Origin of the sequence: Paenibacillus pseudetheri (assembly GCF_924513355.1) — a bacterium.
GTDB lineage: Bacteria > Bacillota > Bacilli > Paenibacillales > Paenibacillaceae > Paenibacillus_AQ > Paenibacillus_AQ pseudetheri.
In genome coordinates this window covers 106,316-132,609 of the sequence record NZ_CAKMAB010000015.1, presented here as the reverse complement: position 1 = coordinate 132,609, position 26,294 = coordinate 106,316, and the positions used below count along the sequence as shown (strand labels likewise).

The window sequence follows — 26,294 nt, the reverse complement described above, 5'->3', positions numbered from 1 at the left end:
GTCTCCGGATTTTCACCGCAAAGGGGAATGAAAAAAATCTGGAGAGCACAGCGATTGGAACAACGGTCCGTTCGCGGAGCGTCCTCTCAAAGCGCCCACGTATATCCTACTAGAAAAAGGGATGACCCAAGCAGCCATTTCATGGCTTTTGGGACATCCCCTTCTTTTTTTGATGAAAATTAGAACAATTTGCCGCATGATTTGGTTAAGTTAGGGAATAGTAAAAATGTATAAAATTATATAAAATTTGAATAAATGTTGAATGATATGTTTCGGATAAATGAATTCTTTGCTTTCAAACCCATTAAAAGGAAGTTATTGTCACAATTATGCCTTTGCATATTCATACGTTCTGATTTATAATAAATCGGTCAAAGAGACTACGTGGATTTTTTTCATACGAATAGGGGAGATATAGAAATGAACAAATGGGGTAAACTTAGTTTAGGTATGATATTAGCAGTAGGCCTGTTGTCAGGCTGCGGACAAAATAAAAATGATAGTGATACCGCTGCAAATGGAAATGCAACTAACGGTGGGGCAGCTAAGAAACTTACTATGGGCACAAGTGCAGATTTTCCTCCGTACGAATTCCATAAAGTAGTAGACGGTAAAGATACTGTCGTGGGCTTCGATATCGATATTGCTAAGGAAATTGCTGCTGATATGGGTGCTGAGCTTGTGATTAAGGACTTGCCATTCGATTCACTACTAAACGAATTGTCCAGCGGAAGAGTAGATATTGTAATTTCTGGACTTAGCCCGACTGAAGAACGTAAAAAAGCTGTTGATCTTTCAGACATTTATTACAAGGCTGAGCAAGCGATTGTTGTGCGTGAAGCGGACAAAGATAAATACGCTACTATGGATGCTGTAAAAGGTACCAAAATTGGTGTGCAGACTGGATCCATTCAAGAAGAAATTGCTAAAGGGATCGAGGGAGCGAAAGTCACTTCGCTTGGTAAAATTTCCGAAATCGTTCTACAATTGCAATCCAATCGTGTAGATACTGCTATCATTGAAGGACCCGTTGCCAAATCATTCGTTAAGAATGTTCCAGGTCTTGTAATTACTGATGCTAAGCCGGAAGTTGAGGATGACGGTTATGCTATTGGTATTAAAAAAGGAAACAAAGAGCTATTGGATCAAGTAAACAGCACACTGACACGTTTAAACTCAGAAGGTAAAATTGATGAATTCGTAACGGCAGCTAGTGAACTTGCAGATAGCACGAAGTAAAGAAACAATGGATATTTTTAGAGTCTGCTAAAGTAAATTGTATGTGTATACAGAAAATAGCGACAATAAGCTATTTTCTATTTTTTTGGAGATGGGAGGAAAGGTTATGGACATTACTTTATTTAAAATGGCTTATGATTATCGTGATTTTTTCCTAACCGGTTTGCAGTATACCTTGCTGCTTGCTGTTTTGGGCGTCTTCTTTGGTTTTATTCTAGGGATTATCATTTCCTTGCTACGTATGTCCAAATGGAGTGTGCTTCGCTTCTTGGCAACAGCCTGGGTAGAATTCCTTCGTGGTACACCTATGCTTGTACAACTGTTTCTGATCCATTATGGATTGGCTACATTCGGGATTGAGTTTACACCGATTCAGTCGGGGGCAATCACTCTATCCATTAACAGTTCTGCTTACCTTGCAGAGATTTTCCGAGCTGGGATACAAGGGGTAGATCGTGGACAAATGGAGGCAGCCCGTTCGCTTGGAATGAAGCAAGGGATGACTATGCGCCATATCATACTCCCGCAGGCACTCAAGAGTGTTCTTCCGGCAATCGGAAATGAATTTATCACCATTATCAAGGAATCATCAATTATTTCTTTTATCGGCGTTACGGATTTGATGTTTCAAGCCCGTACGGTTACAACGATTTCTTACGATGGTATGACACCACTTGTAATTATCGCATTTATGTACTTTGTGCTGACATTTACGCTATCGAAGATCCTAGGTAGACTGGAAAGGAGGCTGAATACCGATGATCGCCGTTAAGAACTTGCAAAAAAATTATGGGAAGCTGGAAATTCTCAAGGGAATTGACTTGGAGATTCATAAAGGTGAGGTCGTCGTCGTTATCGGACCGAGTGGATCGGGTAAAAGTACCTTTCTGCGCTGTTTGAATCTCCTGGAGCAGCCAACTGGTGGCGAAATCACTTTTGAAGGTGAATCAATTACCTCCAAAAAGCACGATATTAATGTCACACGTGAGAAGATGGGCATGGTATTTCAGCAGTTTAACCTCTTTCCTCACAAAACAGTTCTGCAGAACATTACACTAGCACCGATTAAGGTGAAAAAACAGCAGCAGTCCGAAGCTGATAAATTCGCAATGGAGCTGCTCAAGACTGTAGGCCTTGAAGATAAAAAGGATGCTTATCCTGCTCAGCTGTCCGGAGGACAGAAGCAGCGGATCGCGATTGCTCGTGCGCTGGCGATGAAGCCCCATGTGATGCTCTTTGACGAGCCAACCTCAGCACTTGACCCAGAGATGGTCGGTGAGGTGCTGGAGGTTATGAAGAAGCTTGCAGAAGATGGGATGACAATGGTCATTGTTACGCATGAGATGGGCTTTGCCCGCGAAGTGGGCGACCGTATTCTATTTATGGATGGCGGCGTGATTGTAGAGCAGGGTACACCTGCACAAGTATTCGGAAATCCTCAGCATGTACGTACTCAGGATTTTTTAAGTAAAGTGTTATAAGTAAGTCAAATTGTAGCGGCGCTCGGGAAAATTACCCGGGTGCCGCTTTATTTTTTTAACAGTTGCGTAATTTTGAGGATATAATGGACTGAGTTCATTTATTTATGTAAACCATGTATAATAGATGGTCAAACAACTTGAAAAGGAGTACATACATAATGAGAGATGATCTGTGCCGGATAGGCATTATCGATATTGGTTCTAACTCCATACGTCTTGTAATCTATGATACAACGCCGGAGGGAGGCTATAAGATCATCAAGGAGTGTAAGTACTCTGCACGTCTTAGTGAGAAGATAACGAAGGAAGGTCGACTGGAGCAGAAGGATATGGAGACGATCATCCCAGTCTTGCGCCAGTTTAAGGAGATCTGCAATGCTTTTGAAGTAGAAACTATTCGTGCGGGTGCTACAGCGGCAATCAGAAATGCTGCTAACTCCAGTGAAATTATTGCCTTTTTGTCAGAAGCATCTACCATACCTATTGAGGTTATAAGTGGCCATCAGGAAGCATACTTTGGTTTCTTGGGTGTCATAAACGCATTTAATGTTGAGGATGGTTACGTCATAGATATTGGTGGCGGGAGTACTGAAATCACACTATTTTGCGGGCGTCGTTATCAACATAACATTTCCTTCCCGTTCGGAGCGGTGAATACCAATCTTATGTTTGGTCAAGGCGGGAACTGGAATGGAGAGCAGATTCAGAAGCTGGAGACGTTTGTTCTGGGGAGATTAGTAGAGCATGATTGGCTTAACGCAACAGCAGGTCTTCCATTGTTTGGTCTGGGAGGGACAGTTCGTTCTTTAGGCAAGCTGGATCAAAAGACTAGAGCATACTCATTACCTAACTCTCACGGTTACACCATGACCAGTGAGACGATTGAGCATTTTATGAACACATTACCTTCAATGCCTTATGATAAACGTAAAGATTTAGATGGGTTGTCTAAAAGTCGAGCGGATATCATTGTATCTGGGTTGATTATTTTCCATACAGTATATCAGTATATTGGGGCTAGCCAGGCTGTAATCAGCGGGGAAGGGCTCAGGGAAGGTATGCTTCATGATTTACTGAAGCCGGAGCAACCGGTGCGGGACAGTGCGCTTGAATACAGTTTAAATACGATCATTCGGTTTGATATTCGTACCTCAAAACGGTATTTAGATCACATCAACAAGCTTGCGCTAAGTCTGTTTGATGCGTTCAAGGATGAGGAGAATAAAGCTGAACATGAGATGTTAATTTATGTATCCATCATGCTACATCGAACGGGATCTAACATTAACTATTATCAATCTAAACGACACACCCTGTATTGGCTGATGAATTCACCGATTCGTGGACTGACACACCGCCAGCTTATCCTGTGCGCGATGATTGCCTCGTATAGTACAAAAAGCCGGAAGCAGAAATTGTCCCAGATGTATAAGGACATTTTGCTGCCTTCCGACGAAGAGTGGATTCATAAGCTCGGATCACTTGTTCAGCTAAGCATTGCACTGGACAGCACCGAGATCGGGATTGTAAGCGGCCTGAAGGCAAATCTACACGGCAATACCCTTAATCTGGACCTTGAGGGTGCTTCAGAACTTCTGATTGGTCTAGAAGACATTGAGAACGCCTTAAAAGCATTTAAGAATGCTTGGGCGGTGAAGGTAAAACTCGATTTTCCTTCCAACGTGTAACATCCATTGCTGCGAACTGGCTCCGGAAAGGGGCCTTTTTGTCGTCTGGTTGCTCGTAATACCCATTAGGCTGTAAGAAGCTGGCCTTCACATTATCTTTAAGGGATAGTTCAAGAATCTTAACGATTTGTTTACGAATATTGTTGTCTCTTACCGGACACATCAGCTCGATACGTCGGGTTAGGTTTCTAGTCATCCAGTCTGCACTGGATAAATACACCTCAGGCTTCCCGCCATTTTCAAAATAGTAAATTCTTGAATGCTCCAGAAAGCGGTCGACAATACTGCGAACCGTAATGTTTTCGCTCAAGCCTTCAATCCCCGGACGAAGACAACAAACCCCCCGAACGATTAAGTCGATAGATACACCTGCCTGTGCTGCACCATATAAATCGTCGATAACTTGTTGATTAGAGAGTGAGTTCATTTTGGCAATGATACGTGCAGGTCTTCCAGCTTCAGCATGCTCCGCTTCACGCTTCATCAGCTTTTGTAAGGAAAGGCTCATGTCCGTTGGAGCTACAATGAAGGAATTCCAGTCAAAATCAGCGGAATAACCAGTCATTTGATTAAACAGCTCGGAAGCATCAAGTCCAATGTCGCTTTGAGCAGTAAATAGACTGAGATCTGTGTAGACTTTGGCTGTACTGTCATTGTAATTTCCTGTGCCTACATGCACGTAACGACGTAATTCATGGCCTTCCTGACGGACAATCAAGGTGACTTTGGCATGTGTTTTGAGTCCAACAAGACCATAAACGACATGACATCCGGATTTTTCAAGTTGGCGGGCCCAAGCGATGTTACGTTCCTCATCAAATCTGGCTTTTAACTCAACAACCACTGTTACCTGTTTTCCGGATTCAGCAGCATTAGCCAGTGCAGTGATCAGAGGGGAGTTTCCGCTAACTCGATAGAGAGTCATCTTAATAGCCATCACTTGTTCGTCCTCTGACGCTTGAATGATAAAGTCCGTCATCGCATCAAAGGATTCGTATGGGTGGTAGACCAGGACATCACGCTCACGTAATACCTCAAAGAAATCCTCGTTCTCTTCAAATTCAGCAGGGTAGACAGGCTCAATGCTTGGATAGTTTAAGTAACTAAAGCCCTTAATACTGCCGGCGAAATTACGAAGGAAACTTAGATCTAGCGGACCTTCAATTTCGAAAACGAAATCTTCAAGTTCAAACTCAGCTTGCAGCTGTTCCAGGGCATATGGATGAATTCCTTTTTGTACTTCAAGTCTTGCTGGAACACCGCGACGACGCTTGCGCAGCTCCTTCTCAATCTCTTCAAGAAGATCCTCGGCCCCTTCTTCGTCGATCGTGAGATCAGAGTTACGGGTCAAACGAAATTCACTAACGGCAACGGGCTCGTAACCACTGAATAAAGTTTGAATGTGATGACGGATGACATCTTCTATAAATACGAACTGCCGTTTTTTACTGTTAGATCGGTGTGGTAGCGGGATACATCTTGGCAGATTAGATGGAATTTGCAGAATAGCAAAAAAAGGCTCTTCTTCAAGGCCGTTCTTACGAGTAAGAACTACTGCTAAATAGATAAATTGGCTATGAACGAGTGGAAACGGTCGACTCTGATCTACAGCCATTGGCGTAAGTACAGGATAGATGATATCCCGGTAATATTGTTCTATGGACTGTTCCTGTGCATGAGTGAGATCCTCATAATCCACAAAAACGATACCTTCTTTATGCAAGCTCCGTGAAATATCACGGAAAATCCGGTATTGGTCAGCAACAATTTTGGTAACACGCTTGATGAGACGTTTGTATAGCCCGGAAGGGGTGTACCCAGTGAAATCTTTTTTAGTATAGCCTGCACGGATTTGATCTTGAATTCCTGCCACTCGAACGCTTATGAATTCATCAAGATTGCTTGAGACGATAGCCAGAAATCTAGCCCGTTCCATTAGCGGATTATCAGGGTCTTGAGCTTCTTTCAGCACGCGTCGGTTAAATTCGATCCAGCTCAAATCTCTATTGAGGTAAGCAGTGGCTGGACTGCTTTGGTTGTTTTTATTCTCTTCTGTATTCATGGGACCTCCAAATATGATTCGTTGTCTATATCTAATCTATTTATCATATTCTATCATTCTACTATTGGATAAGGAGAGAAATGTTAACGCAATGTAAAATCTTCGGGAATTTTATATGATAATTTTTTTAAAAAAGATGCATGTATCTTTTAATGTAGTTTACATAATGAAAAATATGTTAACTATAATCCGGAAAAATGACAATATTGAAACTTGATTTTTCACAATGGTAACAATTACATAAGCACAGGTTACAAAATTGTGATATATTAAGTCCTGTCAGTTTTACAAAAGACTGCAACATACCAAGAAATCACACGGGATGTACATAAGTACTTAAAATGTACACGAGCGTATACGGAAGTCATACCGTTCACGCCCGTCAAATGAGGAGGCAATTATGAAGAACAAATTTAGAACAATTAAAACCTTTGCTGCAATTATGGGAATCAGTGCATTATTGCATGCCGTTCCAGCTCATGCAGACAGCGTTCATATCGCTAAGGATGGCAACACTTTTTATACTTTATCCAAGCAATATAATGTAGGTATGAATGAACTAATGAAAGCAAACCCAAACGTTGCAGCACTTAACATTTACGAAGGTCTTGAAATTACTATCCCTAGTAAGATGCAGGCTGAGTCCGTAACTACAACTGACAAATCACCAGTGATTACACCAAGCCTGAGTGTAAACTCAGAGTCCAAAACAGTTGAAGCATGGGGTAAGTCCTTTAATTATGACAAAACGATTCAAGTCAAAGCTTCAGCTTATTCTTCTGCAAACAGTGAAAACGGCGGATGGGGTGCAGTAGATTATTTAGGAAACCCTCTCAAACTCGGTACTATTGCTGTTGATCCAAATGTGATTCCTATCGGTACCAAAGTATTGGTGACAGGCCATTCACATGATGGTTTGCCTAAAGATGCATTCTTAGCAACAGCAACGGATGTTGGCGGTGCTATAAAAGGCAATCGTATCGATATCTTTATCCCTGGTAGCCAAAGCTTTGTATCATCATTCGGTTATCAATATGTACAATTATACATTGTTAAATAGATAGATAAAAATAGAGAAAATTTTAAAATACCCAAGAGATATGGAAAGTTCTAAAATAAGGTTACACAGAAAACGGAGGGAGTCCTTAGCGGCTGCCTCCGTTTTTTTTACGTATTATAAAATATATATTTGGGGGTAATTTATTTACTTTTGGACACCTGTAGTAATTGAGGAACGGTAACGAATGTATATCCCCGCTTGCGCATAATAGTGATTACTTCAGGTAAAGCCTGAATCGTTCCTTGTAGATGACTACCTGGACCGCCTCCACCGTGCTGAAGAATAATTGCTCCTCTTCCAATATGGGCTAGAATGTTATTTCTGACTTGGTTTTTGGAAAGTCCTTTCCAGTCCAATGAGTCCACATTCCAATTCACGAGCGTGTAGCCATGGCTTTTTGCCCATTTTAACTGCTGTTCACTTATATCTCCATAGGGTGGGCGTATAAGACGGGGTTTGTATCCGGCCAAGGTTTGTATAATATCCTCGGTCTTAATGATTTGTGATTGAAAATCATTCATCGCAAGCTTCACAAACTGAGGGTGGTTATACGAGTGATTTCCAATCGCATGTCCTTCTCTAATCATTCTTTTCACCAAAGCTGGATGTTTTTTTGCTCTGCTTCCCACCACAAAGAAGGTTGCTTTGACATTATATTTTTTCAGGATGTTAAGCAATTGGGGGGTAAATCTTGGATCAGGAACATCATCAAAAGTAAGTGCTATGACTTTATTCCGAGGTCCACTAGTCTTAAAAGTCTCTGGGTATTTGTGTAACAGCTGACTTAATGTCAGACCTTTAGTGTTTTTAGTGTTGTTAAGCGTCGAACTATTTGTAGCAGCGCTACCTGCTGAAATTGCCGTATCTTCGTCTGAAGCGGGCACACTTTGAGTTTGTTCTTGCGGAGTCTTCTGACTTTGCACAGGAGCTGACGCAACCTCTGAAGAATAGGTTGGGAATAGCATAGTTATGATTGTTCCTAAGATTACGAGCAGTTTCTGACCTCTCCGTTGAAAATACATCCCCATCTGCCTCCTTTAGTACCTGATCACCATCATATTCTTAATTGTTATCTCCATAGATGGGTAGATTTATGCTGATAACAATGCAGTTTTGGTTAAGATTTCTTGAAGGAACCAATGCGTGTATACTAATAGAACGGGGAATTCCCGAGCCAATTATAGATTACGGAAGGATGGAGACATGAATGTCTGATTTGTTAGCACCGTATGAATTGAAGGGATTATCGCTGAAGAATCGTATTGTCATGCCACCTATGTGCCAGTATTCGGTTGATAAAGAGGATGGCATCCCTAATGATTGGCATTATGTTCATTATGTAAGCCGTGCTATTGGCGGTACAGGATTTATTATCGTGGAAATGACTAGCGTACATCCAGATGGCAGAATCACTAATCGAGATACAGGAATCTGGAGTGATTCGCAAATTGAAGCTTATCGTAGAATTACGGATGGTGTACATGCGTATGGATCGAAAATCGCTGTTCAATTAGGACATGCTGGGCGAAAAGCTGTGGATGCAGAGCTGCCAGTGGCTCCATCAGCAATTCCTTTTGATGCTAATTTCAAAACGCCACAGGCTCTTTCTAAAGAAGGGATTTCAGGATTAATTGAGGCCTTTCGTGAAGGGGCTCTGAGAGCTATAGAGGCAGGATTTGATACGGTCGAAATTCATGGTGCACATGGTTATTTAATTCACCAGTTTCATTCACCATTGACGAATAGCAGAGATGATGAATATGGACAAGATCCTGCGTTGTTCGGAGAACAGGTAGTTAAAGCAGTCCGAGAAGTGGTTCCTGTGGACATGCCATTGATTATGAGAATATCTGCGAAGGAATATGTAGAGGGTGGATATGATGCTGAATACGCTCTGGATGTTTGCCGACGCTATAAGGATGCTGGAGTGGATCTGTTCCATGTTTCTTCTGGAGGAGAAGGTCCTATAGGTTCAAATGGAGGGCTGGGTGCAGGCCCTGCTTATCAAGTGGATCTGGCAGAGTTTATCCGTAGTGAATTACAGGTGCCTGTAATTGCAGTGGGACGGCTTGAATCCTTTACTGAGGCACAGTCCATCGTCGCGGAAGAACGGGCAGAGCTAATAGCCGTTGGCCGTGGGATGTTGAGCGATCCCTATTGGGCTTTACATGCGGAAGAGGCACTTGGAGGCGTACGTAATGTCCCCAAACCTTATGAACGTGGGATCTGGAAAAAGGGATAGCTCGCTTTGGATGTGAAGTTTGTCACAGATTTTATGCTCCTTCTAAGGCAATCTTAATAAAGATAAAATTTGAAGGAGCTTGATAACGTGGGGATGGTTTTAAGTAACGATCGGCTAACTGACGGAGTGTACCACCTTAAAGTTGAAACGAATAGCGGCGGTGAAATGGGTCAATTCTACATGTTACGGGCATGGGGTGCTTATCCGATCCTTTCCAGACCGTTAAGTATACATGAAGTAAAAGAAGATAGTGTCGAATTTTTATATCACGTAGTGGGGGAAGGCACTGAGATATTTTCACGATTGACTCATGGTGACTCAGTAGAGCTTGAAGGGCCTTTTGGCACGGGATTCCCGCAGGTCGAAGGCAAGGTTGCACTTATTGGTGGTGGAATCGGAATAGCGCCGCTATATTATTGTGCAAAGCAGCTGCCTAGTTGTGATATCTTTCTGGGTTTTAGTCGGGAAGCTTACCGGACAGAAGCTTTTCGTCCATTAGCAGCCGAGCTTACAGTAGATGTAGGCGGATTTATTTTAGATCGTGTGGATTTTAGTCAATATGATCATGTTTTCGTCTGCGGCCCACATCCTATGCTTAAAGCTGCACAGCTTAAAGGCATAGCGGCTGAAGAGGTGGGTAGCAATACAAAAGTTTATCTCTCTCTAGAGAATCGAATGGCTTGCGGCATTGGTGCCTGTCTTGTTTGTAGTGTTTCTTGTCGTGATGGTCAGCGAAAAGCCTGTGCAGACGGACCCGTGTTCCTTTCTGAGGAGGTGATTTTCCATGACTAAGATGAGCACAACAATTGCTGGCGTTCATTTTAAGAATCCGATTGTAATGGCTTCAGGAACATTCGGCTTTGGTCGTGAATATGGAAAGCTGTATGATGTATCTTTGCTAGGTGGAATCTCAGGGAAAGGGCTCACCCTTCATCCAAAAGCAGGTAATCCTGGCACTCGAGTTTATGAGACAGCCTCTGGCATGCTGAATAGTGTAGGATTGGAGAATCCTGGTGTAGCTGCGTTCTTGGAAAAAGAATGCCCTTATTGGGAAACACTCGATACAGCCCGTTTGGTGAACCTTGGGGGCGGGACGCTTGAGGATTACGTACTTGGAGCAGAAATGATCCAGCGTGATGCAGATCTTCGATCAAGCGTAGGTAAAACTGCTGTTGATATGATTGAGTTGAATATTTCCTGTCCAAATGTAAAAGAGGGCGGAATTGCCTTTGGAATCAAGACTTCAGAAGCGCAAAAAGTAGTACAGGCTATTAGACGTGCCACTAAGCTACCACTTACGGTAAAGCTGTCTCCAGGGGCTGAGAATATCGTTGAGATGGCGCAAATGTGTGAGGCAGAGGGAGCAGATGCTGTCTCGCTGATCAACACCATTTCCGGGATGAAAATTGATGTGCGACGAAGAAGTAGTGTATTTAATAACTTGTATGCCGGACTGTCCGGACCAGCGATTAAGCCAGTTGCTTTGCGCATGGTGCATCAAGTCGCACAGAACATATCTATTCCAGTAATCGGAATGGGAGGCATCACCACAGCTACTGATATTATTGAATTTATTATGGCAGGTGCTTCGGTAATCCAAGTAGGAACCTACAATTTCATGAATTTGAGAGCAGGTAGTCAGCTTGTTGAAGAGCTTGAGCAATTCATGGTTCAAGAGAATATTCAATTCTTGGATGAAATACGTGGCATTATATAAAGTGGAGTAGTGAGGAGATACTATTGACTTGTAACAAGATTAACCCCGAGGATATTGAGCTGACGGCAACGGCTGTCGGACGTGATCTCTTACTCGTAATTAGTGGAGGCGTTCGTCATATTGGAGCGGCAAGTACTGCGTATTTAAATGGAGAGCGGGTAGAAGTGCAGACCTCTGCCGTTCCTCATCATAAAGAGCATACGATAAGCGAAGATATTGCCATCAGGGTTGCTGAGACTCTAAACAGGACAGTCACAGTTGTTATGGGCATTCATTACGACGATCTCACGAAAGAAGGCATTAAAGAGGTCGTTGAGATCGTAAATAATAAATTAAATCAATATTTAGCACAACAAATGTGAAACGGGATTGGCAATTCTGCGTAAAAGATATCAAGTGAGTATTTAAATTATCTTTTGGAGGAATGAAACCATGTCTATATTTAAAAGATTGCGCGATTTAACGATGTCTAACGTGAATGCGATTATTGACAAAGCAGAAGACCCGATTAAGATGACGGATCAGTACATTCGTGATATGACCGAAGATTTGGAAGATGCAGAGAAAGCGGTAGCGGCTCAAATCGCTATTGAGAAGAAGTTCAAGCAGCTGTATGAAGAGCAGGAAGCGCTTGTTAACAAACGTACGCAACAGGCACATGCTGCGGCTCAAGCTGGTAATGTTGACCTTGCTCGCCGAGCTCTGGAAGAGAAGAAGTCTGCTGAAGCTAAACTGGTAGAATACAAAGCTAGCTTCGACCAGAACAAAGCATCTGCGGATAATCTTCGCGGCAAACTTGACGAGATGCGTAAGCAGCTCACTCAAATGAAGAATAAACGCGAAACCTTGGTTGCACGTTATAATGCAGCCAAAGCTCAAACTGAAATTAATAAAGCGATGAGTGGTTTCAGCTCTGATTCCGCATCTGCTGGCCTGAAACGTATGGAAGACAAAATGCTGCAAGCAGAAGCTCAAGCTGAAGCGAGCAATGAGATGAGCTCGGGCAACAAATCACTTGATGATGAGTTCGAGAAGTTGAACAAAGATCAAGCAGTAGAAGATGAATTGGCAGCTCTGATGAAACAATACGAGAAGCAATAACATTTGATCTTAGCCGTTTCACGGCTGATGTTCACAGGCGAAGGGGAGACAGGAATATCGTTTCCGCTTCGCTTTATCTATGCTTATGACAGCATGCAAAATGAATAAGCGGGGGCTATAGAATGGATTTCCATATCCTGGTGTCCATGGTCGTGTGGACAGTGAGCGGCGCGGTGTTGCTGTTTGTGCTGATGTTCGTAGATTCACTTTTCACTCGATACAATGATTTAGAAGAGTTAAAGGCTGGAAATATGGCAGTTACTACACGTTTTGTAATGAAGCTATTGGCACAGGCATTCATTTTGTCGTCATCGATAGCTGCTTCTAACAGCCTGCCAGATGCTTTGCTGATCTCGATTGTATCTTTTTTTCTTTTGCTTATATTGGAAAGAACGGTCCGTCTCCTCTTAGTTAAATGGGGGAATCTGGATCTGGATCATGGTACACAGCTCGGCAAAATCGGGTACGGCTTATTATCAGGCTCACTGCAAATTACGGGAGCTTTAATTATTTCTGCATTTATGTAGGGGGAACGATCAAGTTGAGTATATGGAAACGTATAGGTAATCTTTTCTCCAAACCAGTGCCTCAGGAAGTTCAGAAAAGCATGCTTAATTTGTCTCCCGGAGACATTTGTGAAGTATCGCTCGTTACCTACGAGGTAACCGGCAGGACCCATAATCGTGGACGAAATGCGGTAGTACTGACATTAAGAGATGGTAGTCAAATTGCCTATTTGCATATTGAGGAGCGGGAACAGCTGCAATATGGTTTATATAAACCTATTGATGGGCGCTTAGATAATCCTGCTGAAGTTCCAACAACACTTGAACTGGACGATTATACATTTTTTCTGGAGGAAGAGTATGAAGGATATGTTGCTGCCCTAGGCCAAACCCCTTTTATGAATGGTGGAGAGCAGCATGTATGGCAATATCAGTCAGATGATTCTCGGCTTCTGCGTGTGGAATGGCAACATGGACGTTTCATGCTGTATGAAGGGGAGAAAGTAATTCCTGGTGATGTGAAGGTAATTAGAGCATCCTAGAAATGAATCGTAAGAGATGTGATCTTGAGATCGCATCTTTTTTTTGTAATTACCTAGTTGAAATCGGTAAAGGATTAATGTCGTTTCCACCATTCGTTTTACTTCAGGGTAGCTCATGTTAAAATAGTACCTATTGTACTGCAAAAACGGACGATTTAGAGCGGAGGTATGGTATGAAGGATCAAAAATTTCAGCGCAGAGCGCTTCAAGTAAAAGAGGCACAGGCCAAAATCATCAAATGTGCTAATCCGCTAGAACCACAGGAGGTCTCATTGAATGAGTGTTGTGGTCGTTATTTAGCTGAGGAAGTAATTGCGCCACATCCTTTTCCCGCGTTTAACCGTTCTAGCATGGATGGATATGCAATTATTGCAGCAGATACCAATCACTGTGTAAATGGACAAGTCGTATGGTTAGAAATGGTGGACAATATTCCATGTGGCGCTGTGCAATCTGTAGATATAACTTCGGGAACTACAGCAAGGATAATGACTGGGGCACAAGTTCCGTCAGGGGCGGATACTGTGGTAATGCTGGAAGTAACTGAGACACGTGTGGAGGATGGAAAGACTTACGTTGGTATCCGAAAGAAGCAGGAAGCTAAGTCTAATATCACACCGATGGGGCTGGAGTTAAGCCCTGGTGAGCTAGTACTGCCAGCGGGACGATTAATCTCTGCGGGGGATATAGCTGTTCTGGCAGCGTTTGGCATACATACAGTGAAAGTCTATCGTCAGCCTCAGGTCGCTATCTTTGCGACAGGAACAGAGCTGCTAGAGGTACATGAACCGCTACAGCCTGGCAAAATTCGAAACAGTAACTCACCTATGCTTGAGGCTTTAGTCAAAGAGGCAGGTGGAGAGCCCGTGATGCTGGGATCTATTGTGGACGATCTGGAGCTGGCTCGAATTAAAGTGCAGATGGCGCTGGAAACTTATGATTTTGTAATCACTACTGGTGGTGTATCAGTAGGAGATTATGATATTATGGGCGATTTGGTTCGTGAACAGAGTGGAGATATGCTATTTAATAAAGTGACGATGCGTCCGGGGAGTGTAACCACAGCGGCTGTTAGAGGTGGTAAGCTGCTGTTAGCTCTATCAGGTAATCCAGGTGCTTGTTTCGTTGGGTTTCAATTGTTCGCGCGTCCGGTTATCAGATTAATGCAGAGCGCGTCACAACCCTTCTTACCAGAATGGAGCGCTACACTTGGTACAGATTATAGTAGAGTAAATAACTTTACCCGATTTGTAAGAGCCCGATTAGAGATCCGTGACGGCAGTCTTTATGCCTTTCCAGCAGCTATCGATGAATCTTCCGTGACGGTTACGATTAAGGATAGCGATTGTCTGATTGTTGTTCCACCAGAGGAACGAGGCTTATCTGCGGGAGCTAAAGTGACTATTATTAAGCTTCCAGGAGAGATTCGCGGATAGGATAAAGGTAAAATGTACTCTTTGACATGAACAATAGGATGGAAATAGCTAATTATCAAGTACACCAACGATATTATTTACAATATTTCAACATATGAAAAATTCATAATAGAAAAGCCAATAATTCACATAATGCTAATCTGATCAGTCTTTCTAAACCATGTAAAAAAAGAGCCGGCCACACCTTTTCCATAAAAATCGGAGGAGGTTGGCTGGCTTTTTGCAAAAAAATTAACTATCCAAACGGCGTTCAATCGCCTCAGACATCGTTTTGTCCGTAAGATGAGCATAGATCTCGGTTGTTTCTGTCGAAGCATGCCCGAGCTGTTCTTTCGTTTTATAAATATCGTTTTGCAGATAATAGTCTGTTGCAAAAGAGTGACGAAGCTTATGTACCGTTAGATAGGGCTTACCAAAGCGTTTTGCATATTTAATAATCATTTCTTGAATGGCTCTTTTGGTCATGCGTTTGCCTTCTTGCCGTCCGTTGGGCAAAGTGATAAATAAAGCTTTTTCTCTTTTTGGCGTTTTATAACGGGTTTGACGTAGGCTTAAATAAAGAGCTAAATCATCTTTAGCTTGTTCTCGAAAATAAACAGGGGTTTTGAACGTTTCATCATTGTTCCCTTTTCGGGTGACATAGATCAGCTTGTTGTTAACATCCAGATCATCTACGTTTAGATTGACTACTTCAGATACACGAAGGCCAGAATTCAGAATTAAGCTGGCAATACAGGCATCACGTTCACGATTTAATTGAAAGGAGTAATAGGCCTGCTTGTTTCCTTCAACATCTCGTCCATATCCTTCGAAAATGTACCCCACGAATTCCAGCAGTTCCTCATCTTCTAGAATCTTGCCCTTTAATTTAGCAGCAGTATCCTTAGGTTTATGCGTTCGTTTAACTTCAACCTTAGCCATAATGTTACGCTTAAGCAATGGATAGAAGTTCTCGTCCTCAGCGATTTGACTTAAATAATGAAATAAAGAGCGTAATGCGGACAGCTTACGGGACACGGTTACACGTGTATTGGTTCCCTCAGCTCGGGTAGTGAGATGTAGGCGGTATCCAACAATACTATCCATGTGCAGGGTTTCTAATTCCAGGAGTGTGATCTCTGTGTTGGAGCTGGCCTTTGAGAGACCTTCAGCACGCAGCCATCCGAAAAAGGACTCATAGTCCCGAATATATTCCAATAGGGTGGAAGGGGATAGATCAGGACGCTTATAGTCAATAAACTGCTGAACGAACCAAGGCATGAGAGGTAGCTTTAGATCCAGTTTTTTACGGTCATCGTTCTTTTGAACGCTCATGTGATTCACCTTTTCCATAGTTTGCATATAATTTCTTCTTTCTATCTTATCATGTTTTGTCCAAATATAAGAAAGTATAAGTTTCACACCATACTTTATGTCTTATATTTCTCGCAGAAACGTAAACCGTCCCAATAAGGACGGTAAAGCCGGTTCTTCTTGTCCCATGGGCTTTGATCAAAGCAAATACTAGTGATGAACTTGCTCCTGAAGTAACTAAGTTATATGATGTGTAGTAAACATAAATGGCAGAGGTGCACACAATGGAACTTGGAATGGAGCTGGTTCCCAGAGAGCGGAAACAGACGATAAGCAAACTAATGCAGTACTATTTATATGATTTCACCCGTTATCTGGAGCTTGATGTAGATCAAGATGGAGTATATCCAGCTTATCCAGGATTAGAATCATTTTGGAGTAGTGGTAACAATAAATTTGCGTATTTGTTCAAAGTAGAGGGGCATATTGCCGGATTTGCTTTGGTAGAACGGTTGTTGCGTGATCCCGAAGGGCAATTTTACATGACTGAGTTTTTTGTGATGCAAAAATATCGCCGGAGCGGTGTGGGGACCTGGGCCGCGCATAAATTGTTTGATATGTACCCAGGAGACTGGAAGGTGTCACAGGTACGCGCGAATACGCCAGCTCGTAATTTCTGGCATAAAGCGATTGATGAGTACACAAATGGAGAATTTCAAGAGCGCTTTAATCCACCACAAGGAAATCCGAGCCAATATTTCAATACATTAACTAATAATAGGGTTAACAATTGAAAAGATAACAGTGATGATGAATTCATGTAAAATTAATGGTTATCTCACGATTCTTAGATAAGTGCGTATTTAGTTTACATATTATTTATTATGTAAACTAAATACAAATGACCTGACATCCTTAACAGGATTGTTGGGTTATTTTTGTTCATTTTACCCAAGCACAGAGGGGGATTTAGCATATCTTATGATGTACTCAATTACAAAGGAGGAGTTAAAATGGGCGAATTCGCAGGAGGATTTGGTGGATTTACTTCCACAGGAGCGATTCTGGTTCTATTTATCCTGTTGGTTATCATCACTAAAACTCTTTGTCTGTAATCCTTTAACATCATGAAGTTGGGTTCCGCCAGACCATATGGACTGGCGGATTTTTCATGTCTGGATATGACAATAAGGGTTGGGTGGTTTGCCTGTGACTTACTATATAGAAAAGTCGTTATAACTTATATATATTTAACAGTGTTTAATGATTAAACGATGTTCAAATTATAAGGAGATGTCATGATGACTAAAGAACAACGGCAAATGCGTGAGCGTGAGGAAATGAAGGAAATGATATTACAGGCTGCAACTTTGTTGATTGCAGAGGAGGGTATTGAAAAGCTTTCTATTCGCAAAATTGCAGAGAAAATAGAGTATTCTCCGGGTATTATTTATCATTACTTTCAGGGTAAAGATGAAATTGTGGTGAGATATTTGCAACAAAAATATACAGATATGGTTGCCGGGCTTCAGTCCGTACAGCGCAAGGAGGAGCATGAACTGCCACCAGAGACGCTTTTGAGACAATCACTTGAGCAATGGATCAGGATGACCCTTTCCACAAGTGTTGAGTACCGTAATGTAATGCTGAATGATACACCGGCTGTTCTTAGTTACACAGCGGTTCTATTCAAGGGAGCTGCTCAGGAGCGTAAGGCGATAGGTATGCTCTGCCAATGTCTATCCAGGTTCGAATCGAAAGAACAACATAAGGAATCTTCGATAGAGCTCACTGCTCAAGTAATATGGAGTGCTGCGTTCGGATTAATTATGCGTTTGATTGTGGAAAAAGATTTGCCTGAAGATCAGGTTGAAGCACTGATATCTTGTTATTTGGATTCTATGGTTTCAATTGCAACCAGGGAGATACGTGAGCCTTTAACACAGTAGGAAGATCAGAGGGTGGAGGGAACAATTAGAATGAAGACGATTATTATTTATACTTCTAAATATGGATGTACGGAGAAAGCTGCCTATTTATTGAAAAATCAGTTGGGTGATGAGACTGAAGTAGTTAATTTAATGCATGCTAAAGAGCCTACATTAGAACGGTACGATACTGTCATCTTAGGTGGGTCTATTTATTTTGGGAAAATACAAAAGCAAATGATGGATTTTGCTTCAAAATATCAAAATGAACTAGCTAAGAAGCGCGTTGGATTGTTTATTTGTGCAGGAGCGAAGGGGGAGCAAGCCATACTAGAATTGAAATCTTCATTTCCAGAAAAGTTGTATAACCAATCAATTACAAAAGAAGTGTTCGGTGATGAGATCTACGAAGAGAAGATGACTGCATTAGACCGAGTGGTTCTGCGAGTGGTAAAAGGGAAGAATAAGAGTGTAAATGGATTATCGAAAGAGACGATAGAACGGTTTGCACTTGCTCTAAAGAAGCGGTGAACGAGTGTGGAAAATAGATCTCCCTGAAACTAGTTAACATAATAAAAATTATGTTAACTAGTTCTTGTTTTAGATACCAATTATTATTAGTTAGGATAATGGTTTCTTATAAAAAGTATTGATTTTATCGCTAATATTTTCCGTTATTTCATCATATGAAAAATTCGCAATAGAATATTCAAAATCCACTACCGCCTCACCCTAGACACTAACCATCAACAGACAATTTACCTCACCCTACATACTAAACCCATGAAAAAGGATATAACATCCCTCGATTCATTTATACAAGCTTTTTTTCAATGCTAATAGCTAGTTCTATGGCTTGTATGGCATGATCTAACTCAATTATTGATGAACTACCCTCCTCTAGACATTGGAGTGCATGCTCCATACTTTTTTCATAGGGATTAGCTAGTTCTAACAAGAGATCTTGTTTACCTGCAGCGTTATATTCAATTAATGAGCTTTCAACAGCTCCATTCATGTTGTCACTCTCTTGATAGACAAGCTTGCCTTGTTCAAAATAAGCCTTATAGCCTACCGTAAAAGGATACGAAGCCGGCATTTGTGAAGAAGCAACGATCTCAGCGGATACATTAGGTTGTTGAAAAATTGCATGGACTAAGGCTTGATTCCTTTTACCACCATCGGTTCCCCAAACCGAGTGCGGCTCCATAGACCCCAGCATCCAGGTCACAAAATCCAATTCGTGAATCATCAGATTTGTAGCAATAGCGTGAAGACCGAGGTCACCCCACAAGGGAGGTGTTTCTCTTTTTAAGGTAAGAGATAAGAGTTTTCCATATTTCTCATTATGAGTCGCTTCGTAAAGATATTTGTACGCAGGATCGAATTTAATAAACTGGTTGACGAGAATTCGCGAATCATACAATTGTTCGGCTTCCTTCATCGCAAGAGCATCTTCCAAGTTGTAGCAAACCGGTGTCTCACAGAATACATGTTTTCCATGCTTAAGCGCATCGACTGCATACTGCCTATGTAAAAAAGAGGGCAAACAGATATCAATCACATCGATGGTGGAGTCAAACATAATATCGTCAATGTTAGTAGTTATCTTAACGCCTAAAGATTGTTTTAGCTCCTGCAGCTTAGCTTCGTTCCGACCAAAGATAATTACTTTATCTACTCGATCCATTGCCGTCCATAACTGCGCATGATAAGCTCCGAATCCAGTTCCCAATACGCCTATATTCATGTGTATCAGCTCCTTTAATGTAATGAACTAATCATAACCTTCTATTGTTGACAACAGCTTGGCAAGAATTATGATGTATACTATAAAAAAAGAAAAACTTGGAGGCTCCCCATGCGTTTGCATCGTTTGATTGCAATTTTATTATTAGTGGAATCGAGAGGGAAGATGAAGGCCAATGACTTAGCTGAAGCGTTGGAAACCTCCGTACGTTCTATCTATAGAGACATTGATGTATTAGCTGAAGCTGGAATACCGCTGTTATCCACGCCGGGACCGAATGGTGGCATCTCCTTGATGGAGGGATATACTGTTAACCTAAATCAGCTTCATGGGGAAGATGTAATCAATCTATTCCTAACTGGAATGGGGATTCATTCTGGCGGACATACAGATTCCGGATTAAAACTAAAGACAACTCTCTTGAAATTAGAAAAAACATTACCCGCTTCCTATAAGACGGATATCCAGAAGGCACAAAGACGTTTTTATTTCGATGATACGCCTTGGTGGACAGAACGCTTAGAGATTCCATGTCTGGAATCGATTCGAACTGCTGTTTGGAGATCTCAGAAACTACAGATTGAGTACCACAAGATTAACGGAGTTATTTCCAACAGGAAATTACAGCCCTATGGTCTAGTTGTGAAAAAAGAAGAGTGGTATCTTATAGCCTACTGTGAAGTAATCGAACAAATCCGCACGTTCAAATGTGAGCGAATCGCCTCTACGGAGCTTATAGACGAGACGTACGCTATCCCTCAGGACTTTTCATTAGAAAGGCACTGGAAGCAGCAGGAGAGGGAATTTAAGCAAGCTTGTAAAGAGGAAGAGATCTACCCAGTATTGATTAGAACGAATAAGAGGAGAGAGGCCTCGCTACACGGAGTAGAGATCATGAATAGAGTAGAGGAAGGAGATCAATTAACCCTTATTGTAAATATGTATAGCTATGATAGTGCATGTACGAATATTTGGGGGATACTTGGACAAGCCGAGATTGTGGAACCTTTGGAGCTGAGACAATATGTGAAAGTACAGGCGAATTTGCTTCAGGAGGTTTATAATTAGCATAATTTTTTTGTGAAAAAGAGACCGTTTCGATTGCATGTTCTGCAATGAAACGGTCCCGCTTTTATTGTGAATTGTTTTTTCATTCAAACAGTTTACATAATAATTAATATGTTAACTAACTTCGGATTGCTCCTTAATAACCTTTAGATTTAATAAATTAGCCTTTTATGTGCTAGCGTCAACGCCAAGAGATAACTTCTCTCTAACAGCAAGCCTCTTGTGCGCTACGATTAGAAAAGGAAGACCTATAGCCGTGGTTAAAGCGAGTGGCAGGAAGATCGTAAGGCCGTTCTGAGCTCCATAATGATCCAACAACACACCGCCGAAAATAGGCGCGATTACACTTCCCAAATTATTAAAGCCAATCGTTCCAAAGTACGTACCTTTCATTTCAGGCTTCGCAATCCGATCAATTAACATATCCATCATCGTAAAGAGAAGAACTTCCCCTATCGTAAACAGGACCACACTGAACATTAGAAGGGCTACACCTTCGGCTAAACCTACTAAGAGAAGACTAAAAGCAACGCAGATATTTCCGAGAATCAATGGAACAATCGGTGAGAGTTTGCTAGCCGTACGTACAATAGGATATTGCACTACTAATACTGTGATGGCATTGAGTGACAGCATATAGGAAAATAATTGCCCACCATTTGTGAAATGGGTGTTCATTGCTAAATATTGCGCCATAGTTGAACCAAAATGTCCGTATCCAAGCACACAAAAGATTGTACCAAGTAGAACTGGTAAGAATACTCGGTCTCTACCGGTTGTTGCCAAGGCTTCAAGTAAACGTGGTGGTTCAGCTTGGATATGACTCTCCATGGTAGATCGATGCAATTTGAATTGCACGAATAACACAAGCCCGTATGCAACATATACAATTCCTGCAATCATAAAGGGAAACGTAGATTCGGCAGAACCGAGCTGTACTCCAATAATCGGACCAAAGACAACACCAAGGTTAATCGCAGCGTATCTAAGGTTGAATACAAGCAGCTTACTTTCAGCAGGGGTAATGTCGGATAAAAGTGCCCGTGATGTTGGCTCAAACACGGATCTGCATAAACCGTTCAGTGTGTTGACCAAGAAGAACACCCACAGATGTTGTGCCACAGAGAATCCGAAGAATACTGCCGCCCAGCCAAATACGGAGATTAACATGACAATTTTGCGGCCTACAATATCCGAGATATATCCTCCGTAGAAGCTGGCCATTACGCCTGCCAGAGAGCTGACGGCTACCGTAATCCCCGTTTGTGTGGGGGTGGCTCCAAGGACTTGGGTTAAATAGATGGATAAGAACGGAATGCTCATTGAAGTTACCAGACGTCCGAACATCGTACCGACGATGATAGTCCAAGCTAGTGGGTGAATATGCCTTAGATGCTGGTTCATAATTGAAAAGTTCTCCTAATCTGATATTAGTACTGCATATTCATTGATGATATATGTATAATTATAATGATAAAAGGGGGAAGTAAAAGTGTAAGAATTACTTACAGTGTTTCACCTTTAAAGGAGTGAACGATCGTGGACCATATTAGTAATCATTTTTTATGTTTAGCAATAGCCATCCCATCCTCAATAAATTTAGGGGAAGCTAATCCTGTGACCATAGATAGACTTGCTTCAATTCTGTGCTGCACTCCGCGTAACGTAAAGTTTATTCTGCGAAAACTTGAAGAGCAGGGTTTTATACACTGGCAACCTGGAAGAGGGCGTGGAAATATCTCGCAGCTAACTTTTCTACGAACGATTGAAGAGGTGCTGGAGGACAACTTTCAGGAACTGATTAATAAAGGGAAGATTAAGGAAGCTATAGAGTTATTAAGTCGTGGTCAGGTTAGCGACACATTAAAGGAACGGTTATTAATGGTGTTAAATAAGCAAATGGGCTTCCGTAGTGAAACGGAGTCGACATCAGGATTGGATGTCTTGCGGATTACACGTAACCGGCATATGGAAGTGCTGGATACAGCTTATGTATATACCGCGTTTGAATCCTATTTACTCGGACAAATTTATAGCACATTAGTTACCTATGATGCGGCAAGTGATACCTTTCTTCCCGGATTGGCGCATATGTGGGAAGCGAATGAAGATTGTACTAGTTATATTTTTTATCTACGGAAAGGTGTACGATTCCATCACGGCAGGACTATGACCTCTAGAGACGTAAAAGAGACATTCCAACGGCTTATAGATTTGAACAGTCCGGCGTTGAGCTTGTACAAAGATATTGAACGAGTAGAGCTTGAAGGAGATCACAGGGTCAGGTTTGAGCTGTCTCGTCCGAATCTCTTTTTTCTCCACCTGTTCAGCTGTATTCATATGTCGATTCTTCCTCATGACGTAGATCTTGTTAATGAAGTGAGTGGAACAGGGCCCTATCGTTTACTGGATCTTAATGAAGATGTGCTAGTCCTGGCGGCATTTGACTATTATTACGGTATACGCCCGCTACTAGATCGTGTGGAAATCTGGTATTTGCCAGAACAAGCTTCAAATGAACGATTGTATGAACTTCCTGAATCTGCACAGGAAGGTTTATTACCTAATATCATCTGTAACCACAGTATTGACTACCCTGCCTTGGGATGCCGATATCTCTTGTTCAATTTCAATAAAGACGGAATTCATCAACACCAACTATTCCGGCAGGCTATACGAATCCTTTACAGCCGAGCGGCCTTAATTAAGGAGTTAGGAGGGAACCGTAGTACCCCTGCTGATAGCTTTTTACCTTGGGAGAGCAGTAAGAGAAATATTATTGAGCCTACCTTGGAGCACGCGAGAGAGCTTATAGTGGCAAGTGGCTACCAAGGGGAGACCTTAACTTTAGCTACAAAGGACAAAAAAGAGGGGCGAGAAGAAGCTCTGTGGCTTCAAGCACGAGCTGCTTCAGTAGGACTGCATGTTGAGCTGTATTTATTCAACGGGTTTAACTCAGCAGATATAAAGAACACCGCCGAAATCCTTCTTGCTGAAGAGGTTCTTGAAGATGATTGGCAGTGGGGAATGGTTAACTACTTTAATAATAAACTTAATTATCTTTTTTCTCTGCTGAGAGACAATCAGATCTTGTTATTCTCAGATGTACTCACCGATTTCGCGCATTCCCCTAAGGAAGAAAGAATTAAGTTGCTGAATCAGGCAGAAGGCGTGCTTAGGGACAACTATTGGGTGTTATATGGCTGTCATATGAATAAAAAAGCGCAGCTAAATCAAAGCTTGTTTGGACTTCACACCAGTTCATTCGGATTTCTGGATATCTCAAAACTGTGGATCAAAACTGCTAGTCTTTAAGGAGAGTTACCTAAATATTATTGAAATATAAGAAAGTAAAAAAAAGTTACGCGATACATTATCCTTCTATTTCTCACATAGTCGCTTACAGTCCTTTAGGTACGCCGAAGGTATTTAATGCTTGTAAACGAATGTTTTCTTTTGCTATACTTTCCAGGGAGGCTGTATCGATAAATTATCGAATGGTGCTCTAATAGGTTTTGATATATGAATAGTAACTTACTTGTAGCCATGGAGGTGAACTCGTTGGATTTTGCTCAGATCCGTAAGGACCGAGACAAAAGAACGGTCGATACTTGACTCTTTTTTTGCCTTTCGGACCTGTTTAGCAGATAGCTAAAAGGTCTTTTTGTTTGTTTAAATTAAGGAAAAAGAAGGGGAGACTATTATGCGTTTTCTTATCGTGGGTGCAGGAGCTATAGGTGGATATTTCGGGGGGCGTCTAGTACAAAAAGGAGAAGATGTAACTTTTCTCGTTCGAAATGCCAAACAGATTCAGTTAGAAGCGGACGGTTTGTTTGTAAAAAGTGTTCATGGGGATTTTCAGACTTCTGTACGAACGATTTCTAATAGGGAAGAAGCAGAGATTTTCGACTGCATTATTATAGCGGTCAAGGCATACCATTTGACTCAGGTGATGAATGACATTAAACCCTACGTCGGTGAACATACACTGATCCTCCCGCTCCTCAATGGTTATGATCAATTTAGCATTTTGCAGAAGCGTTTTGGTCTAGAACATGTACTGGGTGGTCTTTGTTATATAGAAACAACACTAGATTCAATAGGGACTATCGTTCAAAGCAGTTCGTTCCATAGTATTGTGTTTGGTGAATGGGCAGGTGGTGAGTCAGAACGAACAAGATTGCTGCTGAGTCATTTGGATCATGCTGGTTTCACTGTGACATTAAGTTCTGACATTCAGCGCGAAGTGTGGCAGAAATATATATTTGTAGCTAGTCTAAGTGGGATTACTACTTTAATGGATAGCTCAGTTGGACCAATTTTAACATCTCCAAAAGCACGTGCTATCTATGAGCAGCTTCTGCAAGAGATTGTGAGTTTGGCTCAAAATGCTGGAATGCCTGTGGGACCGGAAATGTCAGCTTCCACGATGCAAAAGATGCTTTCTGTGCTACCCGAGTTTACTTCATCCATGCATCGGGATTTGCATAAGCAACTACCTGTAGAAGCAGACCATCTGCATGGTGCACTTCTGGCTATGGCTGTTCCGGGTCAAGGTGCGTATCCGGTTCTCGAAACCGTGTATGCCCGTTTGAAAGTATACGAAAGCGTTAATGATATGAGATGATCTATATTAAATCACAATAAGGAGCTGGACAATCATGAAGGAAACGAATCAAAAAATCATGACATTTCTAATGTTCGAGGGTAAGGCAGAAGAAGCTATGAATTTCTATATGTCCTTGTTTGATGATTCTGAAGTTATTAGCATTAAGCGCTATGGAGCGAACGAAGCAGGACCTGAAGGGAGTGTAATGCAGGCTTCCTTTTCTTTGCATGGACAAGTATTTATGTGTATAGATAGCTATGTTCAGCACGGGTTTACCTTTACACCGGCGATATCCTTATATGTAAATTGTGAGAGTGAAGCTGAGATTGATCGGGTCTACGAATCATTAGCACAAGGTGGACAGGTTCTCATGCCTCTAGGAAGTTATCCGTTCAGTCCAAAATTCGGCTGGGTAGCGGATCGTTTTGGTGTGACCTGGCAATTAAATTTTTCGGGGAATGCGTAGGGGTAGAGGGCATATAAATACTCCGTGTCACAAGAGGTCGTGTTCGTCTGTGTAATGACTAACACGACCTCATTTTGAACGGAGCAGCAACTCTTGATTTTAAATC

General features: G+C 41.8%; 26 protein-coding genes. 21 read left to right on the top strand and 5 right to left on the bottom strand.

Annotated elements, in window-relative coordinates; all coding sequences use genetic code 11:
- The first annotated feature begins 420 nt into the window (after positions 1-420).
- From L1028_RS15845 to L1028_RS15830, 4 genes are all read left to right on the top strand, one after another.
- Positions 421-1,239 (top strand): transporter substrate-binding domain-containing protein, encoded by an 819-nt coding sequence (locus tag L1028_RS15845; RefSeq protein ID WP_234535417.1) that lies wholly within the window; start codon positions 421-423, stop codon positions 1,237-1,239.
- A gap of 106 nt (positions 1,240-1,345) precedes the next feature.
- Positions 1,346-2,011, top strand: a complete 666-nt coding sequence (locus tag L1028_RS15840; RefSeq protein ID WP_234535415.1) for an amino acid ABC transporter permease — start codon at positions 1,346-1,348, stop codon at positions 2,009-2,011.
- Complete coding sequence (locus L1028_RS15835; protein WP_234535413.1) at positions 1,998-2,720, top strand: amino acid ABC transporter ATP-binding protein; 723 nt, start codon at positions 1,998-2,000, stop codon at positions 2,718-2,720. The genes L1028_RS15840 and L1028_RS15835 overlap by 14 nt, the downstream gene beginning before the upstream one ends.
- A gap of 158 nt (positions 2,721-2,878) precedes the next feature.
- Positions 2,879-4,408 carry a Ppx/GppA phosphatase family protein gene (locus tag L1028_RS15830; RefSeq protein ID WP_234535411.1) on the top strand — a complete coding sequence of 510 codons (1,530 nt, stop codon included), beginning with the start codon at positions 2,879-2,881 and terminating at the stop codon, positions 4,406-4,408.
- Here the strand turns inward: L1028_RS15830 and ppk1 are convergent.
- Positions 4,356-6,470 carry a polyphosphate kinase 1 gene (gene ppk1 / locus L1028_RS15825; RefSeq protein WP_234535409.1) on the bottom strand — a complete coding sequence of 705 codons (2,115 nt, stop codon included), beginning with the start codon at positions 6,468-6,470 and terminating at the stop codon, positions 4,356-4,358. The genes L1028_RS15830 and ppk1 overlap by 53 nt on opposite strands.
- A 400-nt stretch (positions 6,471-6,870) precedes the next feature.
- Between ppk1 and L1028_RS15820 the strand changes: the two genes are divergently transcribed.
- On the top strand, positions 6,871-7,530 hold the full coding sequence (locus L1028_RS15820; protein ID WP_234535407.1) for a 3D domain-containing protein: 660 nt from the start codon (positions 6,871-6,873) through the stop codon (positions 7,528-7,530).
- Between the two features lie 140 nt (positions 7,531-7,670).
- Here L1028_RS15820 and L1028_RS15815 read toward each other — a convergent pair whose 3' ends face one another.
- Positions 7,671-8,552 (bottom strand): polysaccharide deacetylase family protein, encoded by an 882-nt coding sequence (locus L1028_RS15815; RefSeq protein ID WP_234535404.1) that lies wholly within the window; start codon positions 8,550-8,552, stop codon positions 7,671-7,673.
- Between the two features lie 185 nt (positions 8,553-8,737).
- Between L1028_RS15815 and L1028_RS15810 the strand changes: the two genes are divergently transcribed.
- The 8 genes from L1028_RS15810 to L1028_RS15775 all read left to right on the top strand — a co-directional run bounded on the left by L1028_RS15810 (position 8,738) and on the right by L1028_RS15775 (position 15,074).
- On the top strand, positions 8,738-9,772 hold the full coding sequence (locus L1028_RS15810; protein ID WP_234535402.1) for an NADH:flavin oxidoreductase/NADH oxidase: 1,035 nt from the start codon (positions 8,738-8,740) through the stop codon (positions 9,770-9,772).
- An 87-nt stretch (positions 9,773-9,859) separates the two neighbouring features.
- Positions 9,860-10,564 (top strand): dihydroorotate dehydrogenase electron transfer subunit, encoded by a 705-nt coding sequence (locus tag L1028_RS15805; protein WP_234535400.1) that lies wholly within the window; start codon positions 9,860-9,862, stop codon positions 10,562-10,564.
- The gene (locus L1028_RS15800) at positions 10,557-11,489 is read left to right on the top strand and encodes a dihydroorotate dehydrogenase (RefSeq protein WP_234535399.1); all 933 of its coding nucleotides are present in this window, start codon (positions 10,557-10,559) and stop codon (positions 11,487-11,489) included. The genes L1028_RS15805 and L1028_RS15800 overlap by 8 nt, the downstream gene beginning before the upstream one ends.
- 23 nt (positions 11,490-11,512) lie before the next feature.
- Complete coding sequence (gene lpdD / locus L1028_RS15795; protein ID WP_234535397.1) at positions 11,513-11,851, top strand: prenylated flavin chaperone LpdD; 339 nt, start codon at positions 11,513-11,515, stop codon at positions 11,849-11,851.
- Positions 11,852-11,921: 70 nt separating this feature from the next.
- A complete protein-coding gene (locus tag L1028_RS15790) occupies positions 11,922-12,590 on the top strand; it encodes a PspA/IM30 family protein (protein ID WP_060623401.1) in 669 nt (222 codons plus the stop codon).
- Positions 12,591-12,712: 122 nt separating this feature from the next.
- Positions 12,713-13,117, top strand: a complete 405-nt coding sequence (locus L1028_RS15785; RefSeq protein WP_234535394.1) for a DUF350 domain-containing protein — start codon at positions 12,713-12,715, stop codon at positions 13,115-13,117.
- 14 nt (positions 13,118-13,131) lie between these two features.
- Positions 13,132-13,638, top strand: coding sequence for a DUF4178 domain-containing protein (locus tag L1028_RS15780; RefSeq protein WP_234535393.1), 507 nt, complete (start codon positions 13,132-13,134; stop codon positions 13,636-13,638).
- Positions 13,639-13,811: 173 nt separating this feature from the next.
- Complete coding sequence (locus tag L1028_RS15775; protein ID WP_234535391.1) at positions 13,812-15,074, top strand: molybdopterin molybdotransferase MoeA; 1,263 nt, start codon at positions 13,812-13,814, stop codon at positions 15,072-15,074.
- 231 nt (positions 15,075-15,305) lie between these two features.
- On the opposite strand, the gene xerS is transcribed toward L1028_RS15775, so the two are convergent.
- Positions 15,306-16,388: a tyrosine recombinase XerS gene (gene xerS / locus L1028_RS15770; protein WP_234535389.1), complete on the bottom strand. Its 1,083-nt coding sequence runs from the start codon at positions 16,386-16,388 to the stop codon at positions 15,306-15,308.
- A gap of 263 nt (positions 16,389-16,651) precedes the next feature.
- Here xerS and L1028_RS15765 point away from each other — a divergent pair, with 263 nt between their 5' ends.
- From L1028_RS15765 to L1028_RS15750, 4 genes are all read left to right on the top strand, one after another.
- Positions 16,652-17,161, top strand: a complete 510-nt coding sequence (locus L1028_RS15765) for a GNAT family N-acetyltransferase (RefSeq protein WP_234535387.1) — start codon at positions 16,652-16,654, stop codon at positions 17,159-17,161.
- Positions 17,162-17,380: 219 nt separating this feature from the next.
- On the top strand, positions 17,381-17,482 hold the full coding sequence (locus L1028_RS15760; protein ID WP_234535385.1) for a YjcZ family sporulation protein: 102 nt from the start codon (positions 17,381-17,383) through the stop codon (positions 17,480-17,482).
- A 183-nt stretch (positions 17,483-17,665) separates the two neighbouring features.
- On the top strand, positions 17,666-18,316 hold the full coding sequence (locus L1028_RS15755; RefSeq protein ID WP_234535383.1) for a TetR/AcrR family transcriptional regulator: 651 nt from the start codon (positions 17,666-17,668) through the stop codon (positions 18,314-18,316).
- 30 nt (positions 18,317-18,346) lie between these two features.
- Positions 18,347-18,826 carry a flavodoxin domain-containing protein gene (locus L1028_RS15750; protein WP_234535382.1) on the top strand — a complete coding sequence of 160 codons (480 nt, stop codon included), beginning with the start codon at positions 18,347-18,349 and terminating at the stop codon, positions 18,824-18,826.
- A gap of 283 nt (positions 18,827-19,109) precedes the next feature.
- Here L1028_RS15750 and L1028_RS15745 read toward each other — a convergent pair whose 3' ends face one another.
- Positions 19,110-20,045, bottom strand: coding sequence for a Gfo/Idh/MocA family protein (locus tag L1028_RS15745; protein WP_234535380.1), 936 nt, complete (start codon positions 20,043-20,045; stop codon positions 19,110-19,112).
- A gap of 111 nt (positions 20,046-20,156) precedes the next feature.
- On the opposite strand from L1028_RS15745, the gene L1028_RS15740 reads away from it, so the two are divergent.
- On the top strand, positions 20,157-21,113 hold the full coding sequence (locus tag L1028_RS15740; protein WP_234535377.1) for a helix-turn-helix transcriptional regulator: 957 nt from the start codon (positions 20,157-20,159) through the stop codon (positions 21,111-21,113).
- Between the two features lie 168 nt (positions 21,114-21,281).
- Here the strand turns inward: L1028_RS15740 and L1028_RS15735 are convergent, their stop codons facing one another.
- Positions 21,282-22,517: an MDR family MFS transporter gene (locus L1028_RS15735; RefSeq protein WP_234535375.1), complete on the bottom strand. Its 1,236-nt coding sequence runs from the start codon at positions 22,515-22,517 to the stop codon at positions 21,282-21,284.
- 135 nt (positions 22,518-22,652) lie between these two features.
- Here L1028_RS15735 and L1028_RS15730 point away from each other — a divergent pair, with 135 nt between their 5' ends.
- From L1028_RS15730 to L1028_RS15720, 3 genes are all read left to right on the top strand, one after another.
- Positions 22,653-24,428 carry an ABC transporter substrate-binding protein gene (locus tag L1028_RS15730; RefSeq protein WP_234535373.1) on the top strand — a complete coding sequence of 592 codons (1,776 nt, stop codon included), beginning with the start codon at positions 22,653-22,655 and terminating at the stop codon, positions 24,426-24,428.
- Positions 24,429-24,816: 388 nt separating this feature from the next.
- Positions 24,817-25,740, top strand: coding sequence for a ketopantoate reductase family protein (locus L1028_RS15725; RefSeq protein WP_234535371.1), 924 nt, complete (start codon positions 24,817-24,819; stop codon positions 25,738-25,740).
- Positions 25,741-25,774: 34 nt separating this feature from the next.
- The gene (locus L1028_RS15720) at positions 25,775-26,188 is read left to right on the top strand and encodes a VOC family protein (protein WP_234535369.1); all 414 of its coding nucleotides are present in this window, start codon (positions 25,775-25,777) and stop codon (positions 26,186-26,188) included.
- The last annotated feature ends 106 nt before the right edge of the window (positions 26,189-26,294 follow it).

Excerpts from the sequence above, each read along its gene's own strand:
- L1028_RS15845 (WP_234535417.1), top strand. The coding sequence starts at position 421 with ATGAACAAATGGGGTAAACTTAGTTTAGGTATGATATTAGCAGTAGGC.
- L1028_RS15840 (WP_234535415.1), top strand. The coding sequence starts at position 1,346 with ATGGACATTACTTTATTTAAAATGGCTTATGATTATCGTGATTTTTTC.
- L1028_RS15835 (WP_234535413.1), top strand. The coding sequence starts at position 1,998 with ATGATCGCCGTTAAGAACTTGCAAAAAAATTATGGGAAGCTGGAAATT.
- L1028_RS15830 (WP_234535411.1), top strand. The coding sequence starts at position 2,879 with ATGAGAGATGATCTGTGCCGGATAGGCATTATCGATATTGGTTCTAAC.
- ppk1 (WP_234535409.1), bottom strand. The coding sequence starts at position 6,470 with ATGAATACAGAAGAGAATAAAAACAACCAAAGCAGTCCAGCCACTGCT.
- L1028_RS15820 (WP_234535407.1), top strand. The coding sequence starts at position 6,871 with ATGAAGAACAAATTTAGAACAATTAAAACCTTTGCTGCAATTATGGGA.
- L1028_RS15815 (WP_234535404.1), bottom strand. The coding sequence starts at position 8,552 with ATGTATTTTCAACGGAGAGGTCAGAAACTGCTCGTAATCTTAGGAACA.
- L1028_RS15810 (WP_234535402.1), top strand. The coding sequence starts at position 8,738 with ATGTCTGATTTGTTAGCACCGTATGAATTGAAGGGATTATCGCTGAAG.
- L1028_RS15800 (WP_234535399.1), top strand. The coding sequence starts at position 10,557 with ATGACTAAGATGAGCACAACAATTGCTGGCGTTCATTTTAAGAATCCG.
- L1028_RS15790 (WP_060623401.1), top strand. The coding sequence starts at position 11,922 with ATGTCTATATTTAAAAGATTGCGCGATTTAACGATGTCTAACGTGAAT.
- L1028_RS15785 (WP_234535394.1), top strand. The coding sequence starts at position 12,713 with ATGGATTTCCATATCCTGGTGTCCATGGTCGTGTGGACAGTGAGCGGC.
- L1028_RS15775 (WP_234535391.1), top strand. The coding sequence starts at position 13,812 with ATGAAGGATCAAAAATTTCAGCGCAGAGCGCTTCAAGTAAAAGAGGCA.
- xerS (WP_234535389.1), bottom strand. The coding sequence starts at position 16,388 with ATGAGCGTTCAAAAGAACGATGACCGTAAAAAACTGGATCTAAAGCTA.
- L1028_RS15765 (WP_234535387.1), top strand. The coding sequence starts at position 16,652 with ATGGAACTTGGAATGGAGCTGGTTCCCAGAGAGCGGAAACAGACGATA.
- L1028_RS15760 (WP_234535385.1), top strand. The coding sequence starts at position 17,381 with ATGGGCGAATTCGCAGGAGGATTTGGTGGATTTACTTCCACAGGAGCG.
- L1028_RS15755 (WP_234535383.1), top strand. The coding sequence starts at position 17,666 with ATGATGACTAAAGAACAACGGCAAATGCGTGAGCGTGAGGAAATGAAG.
- L1028_RS15750 (WP_234535382.1), top strand. The coding sequence starts at position 18,347 with ATGAAGACGATTATTATTTATACTTCTAAATATGGATGTACGGAGAAA.
- L1028_RS15745 (WP_234535380.1), bottom strand. The coding sequence starts at position 20,045 with ATGAATATAGGCGTATTGGGAACTGGATTCGGAGCTTATCATGCGCAG.
- L1028_RS15740 (WP_234535377.1), top strand. The coding sequence starts at position 20,157 with ATGCGTTTGCATCGTTTGATTGCAATTTTATTATTAGTGGAATCGAGA.
- L1028_RS15735 (WP_234535375.1), bottom strand. The coding sequence starts at position 22,517 with ATGAACCAGCATCTAAGGCATATTCACCCACTAGCTTGGACTATCATC.
- L1028_RS15725 (WP_234535371.1), top strand. The coding sequence starts at position 24,817 with ATGCGTTTTCTTATCGTGGGTGCAGGAGCTATAGGTGGATATTTCGGG.
- L1028_RS15720 (WP_234535369.1), top strand. The coding sequence starts at position 25,775 with ATGAAGGAAACGAATCAAAAAATCATGACATTTCTAATGTTCGAGGGT.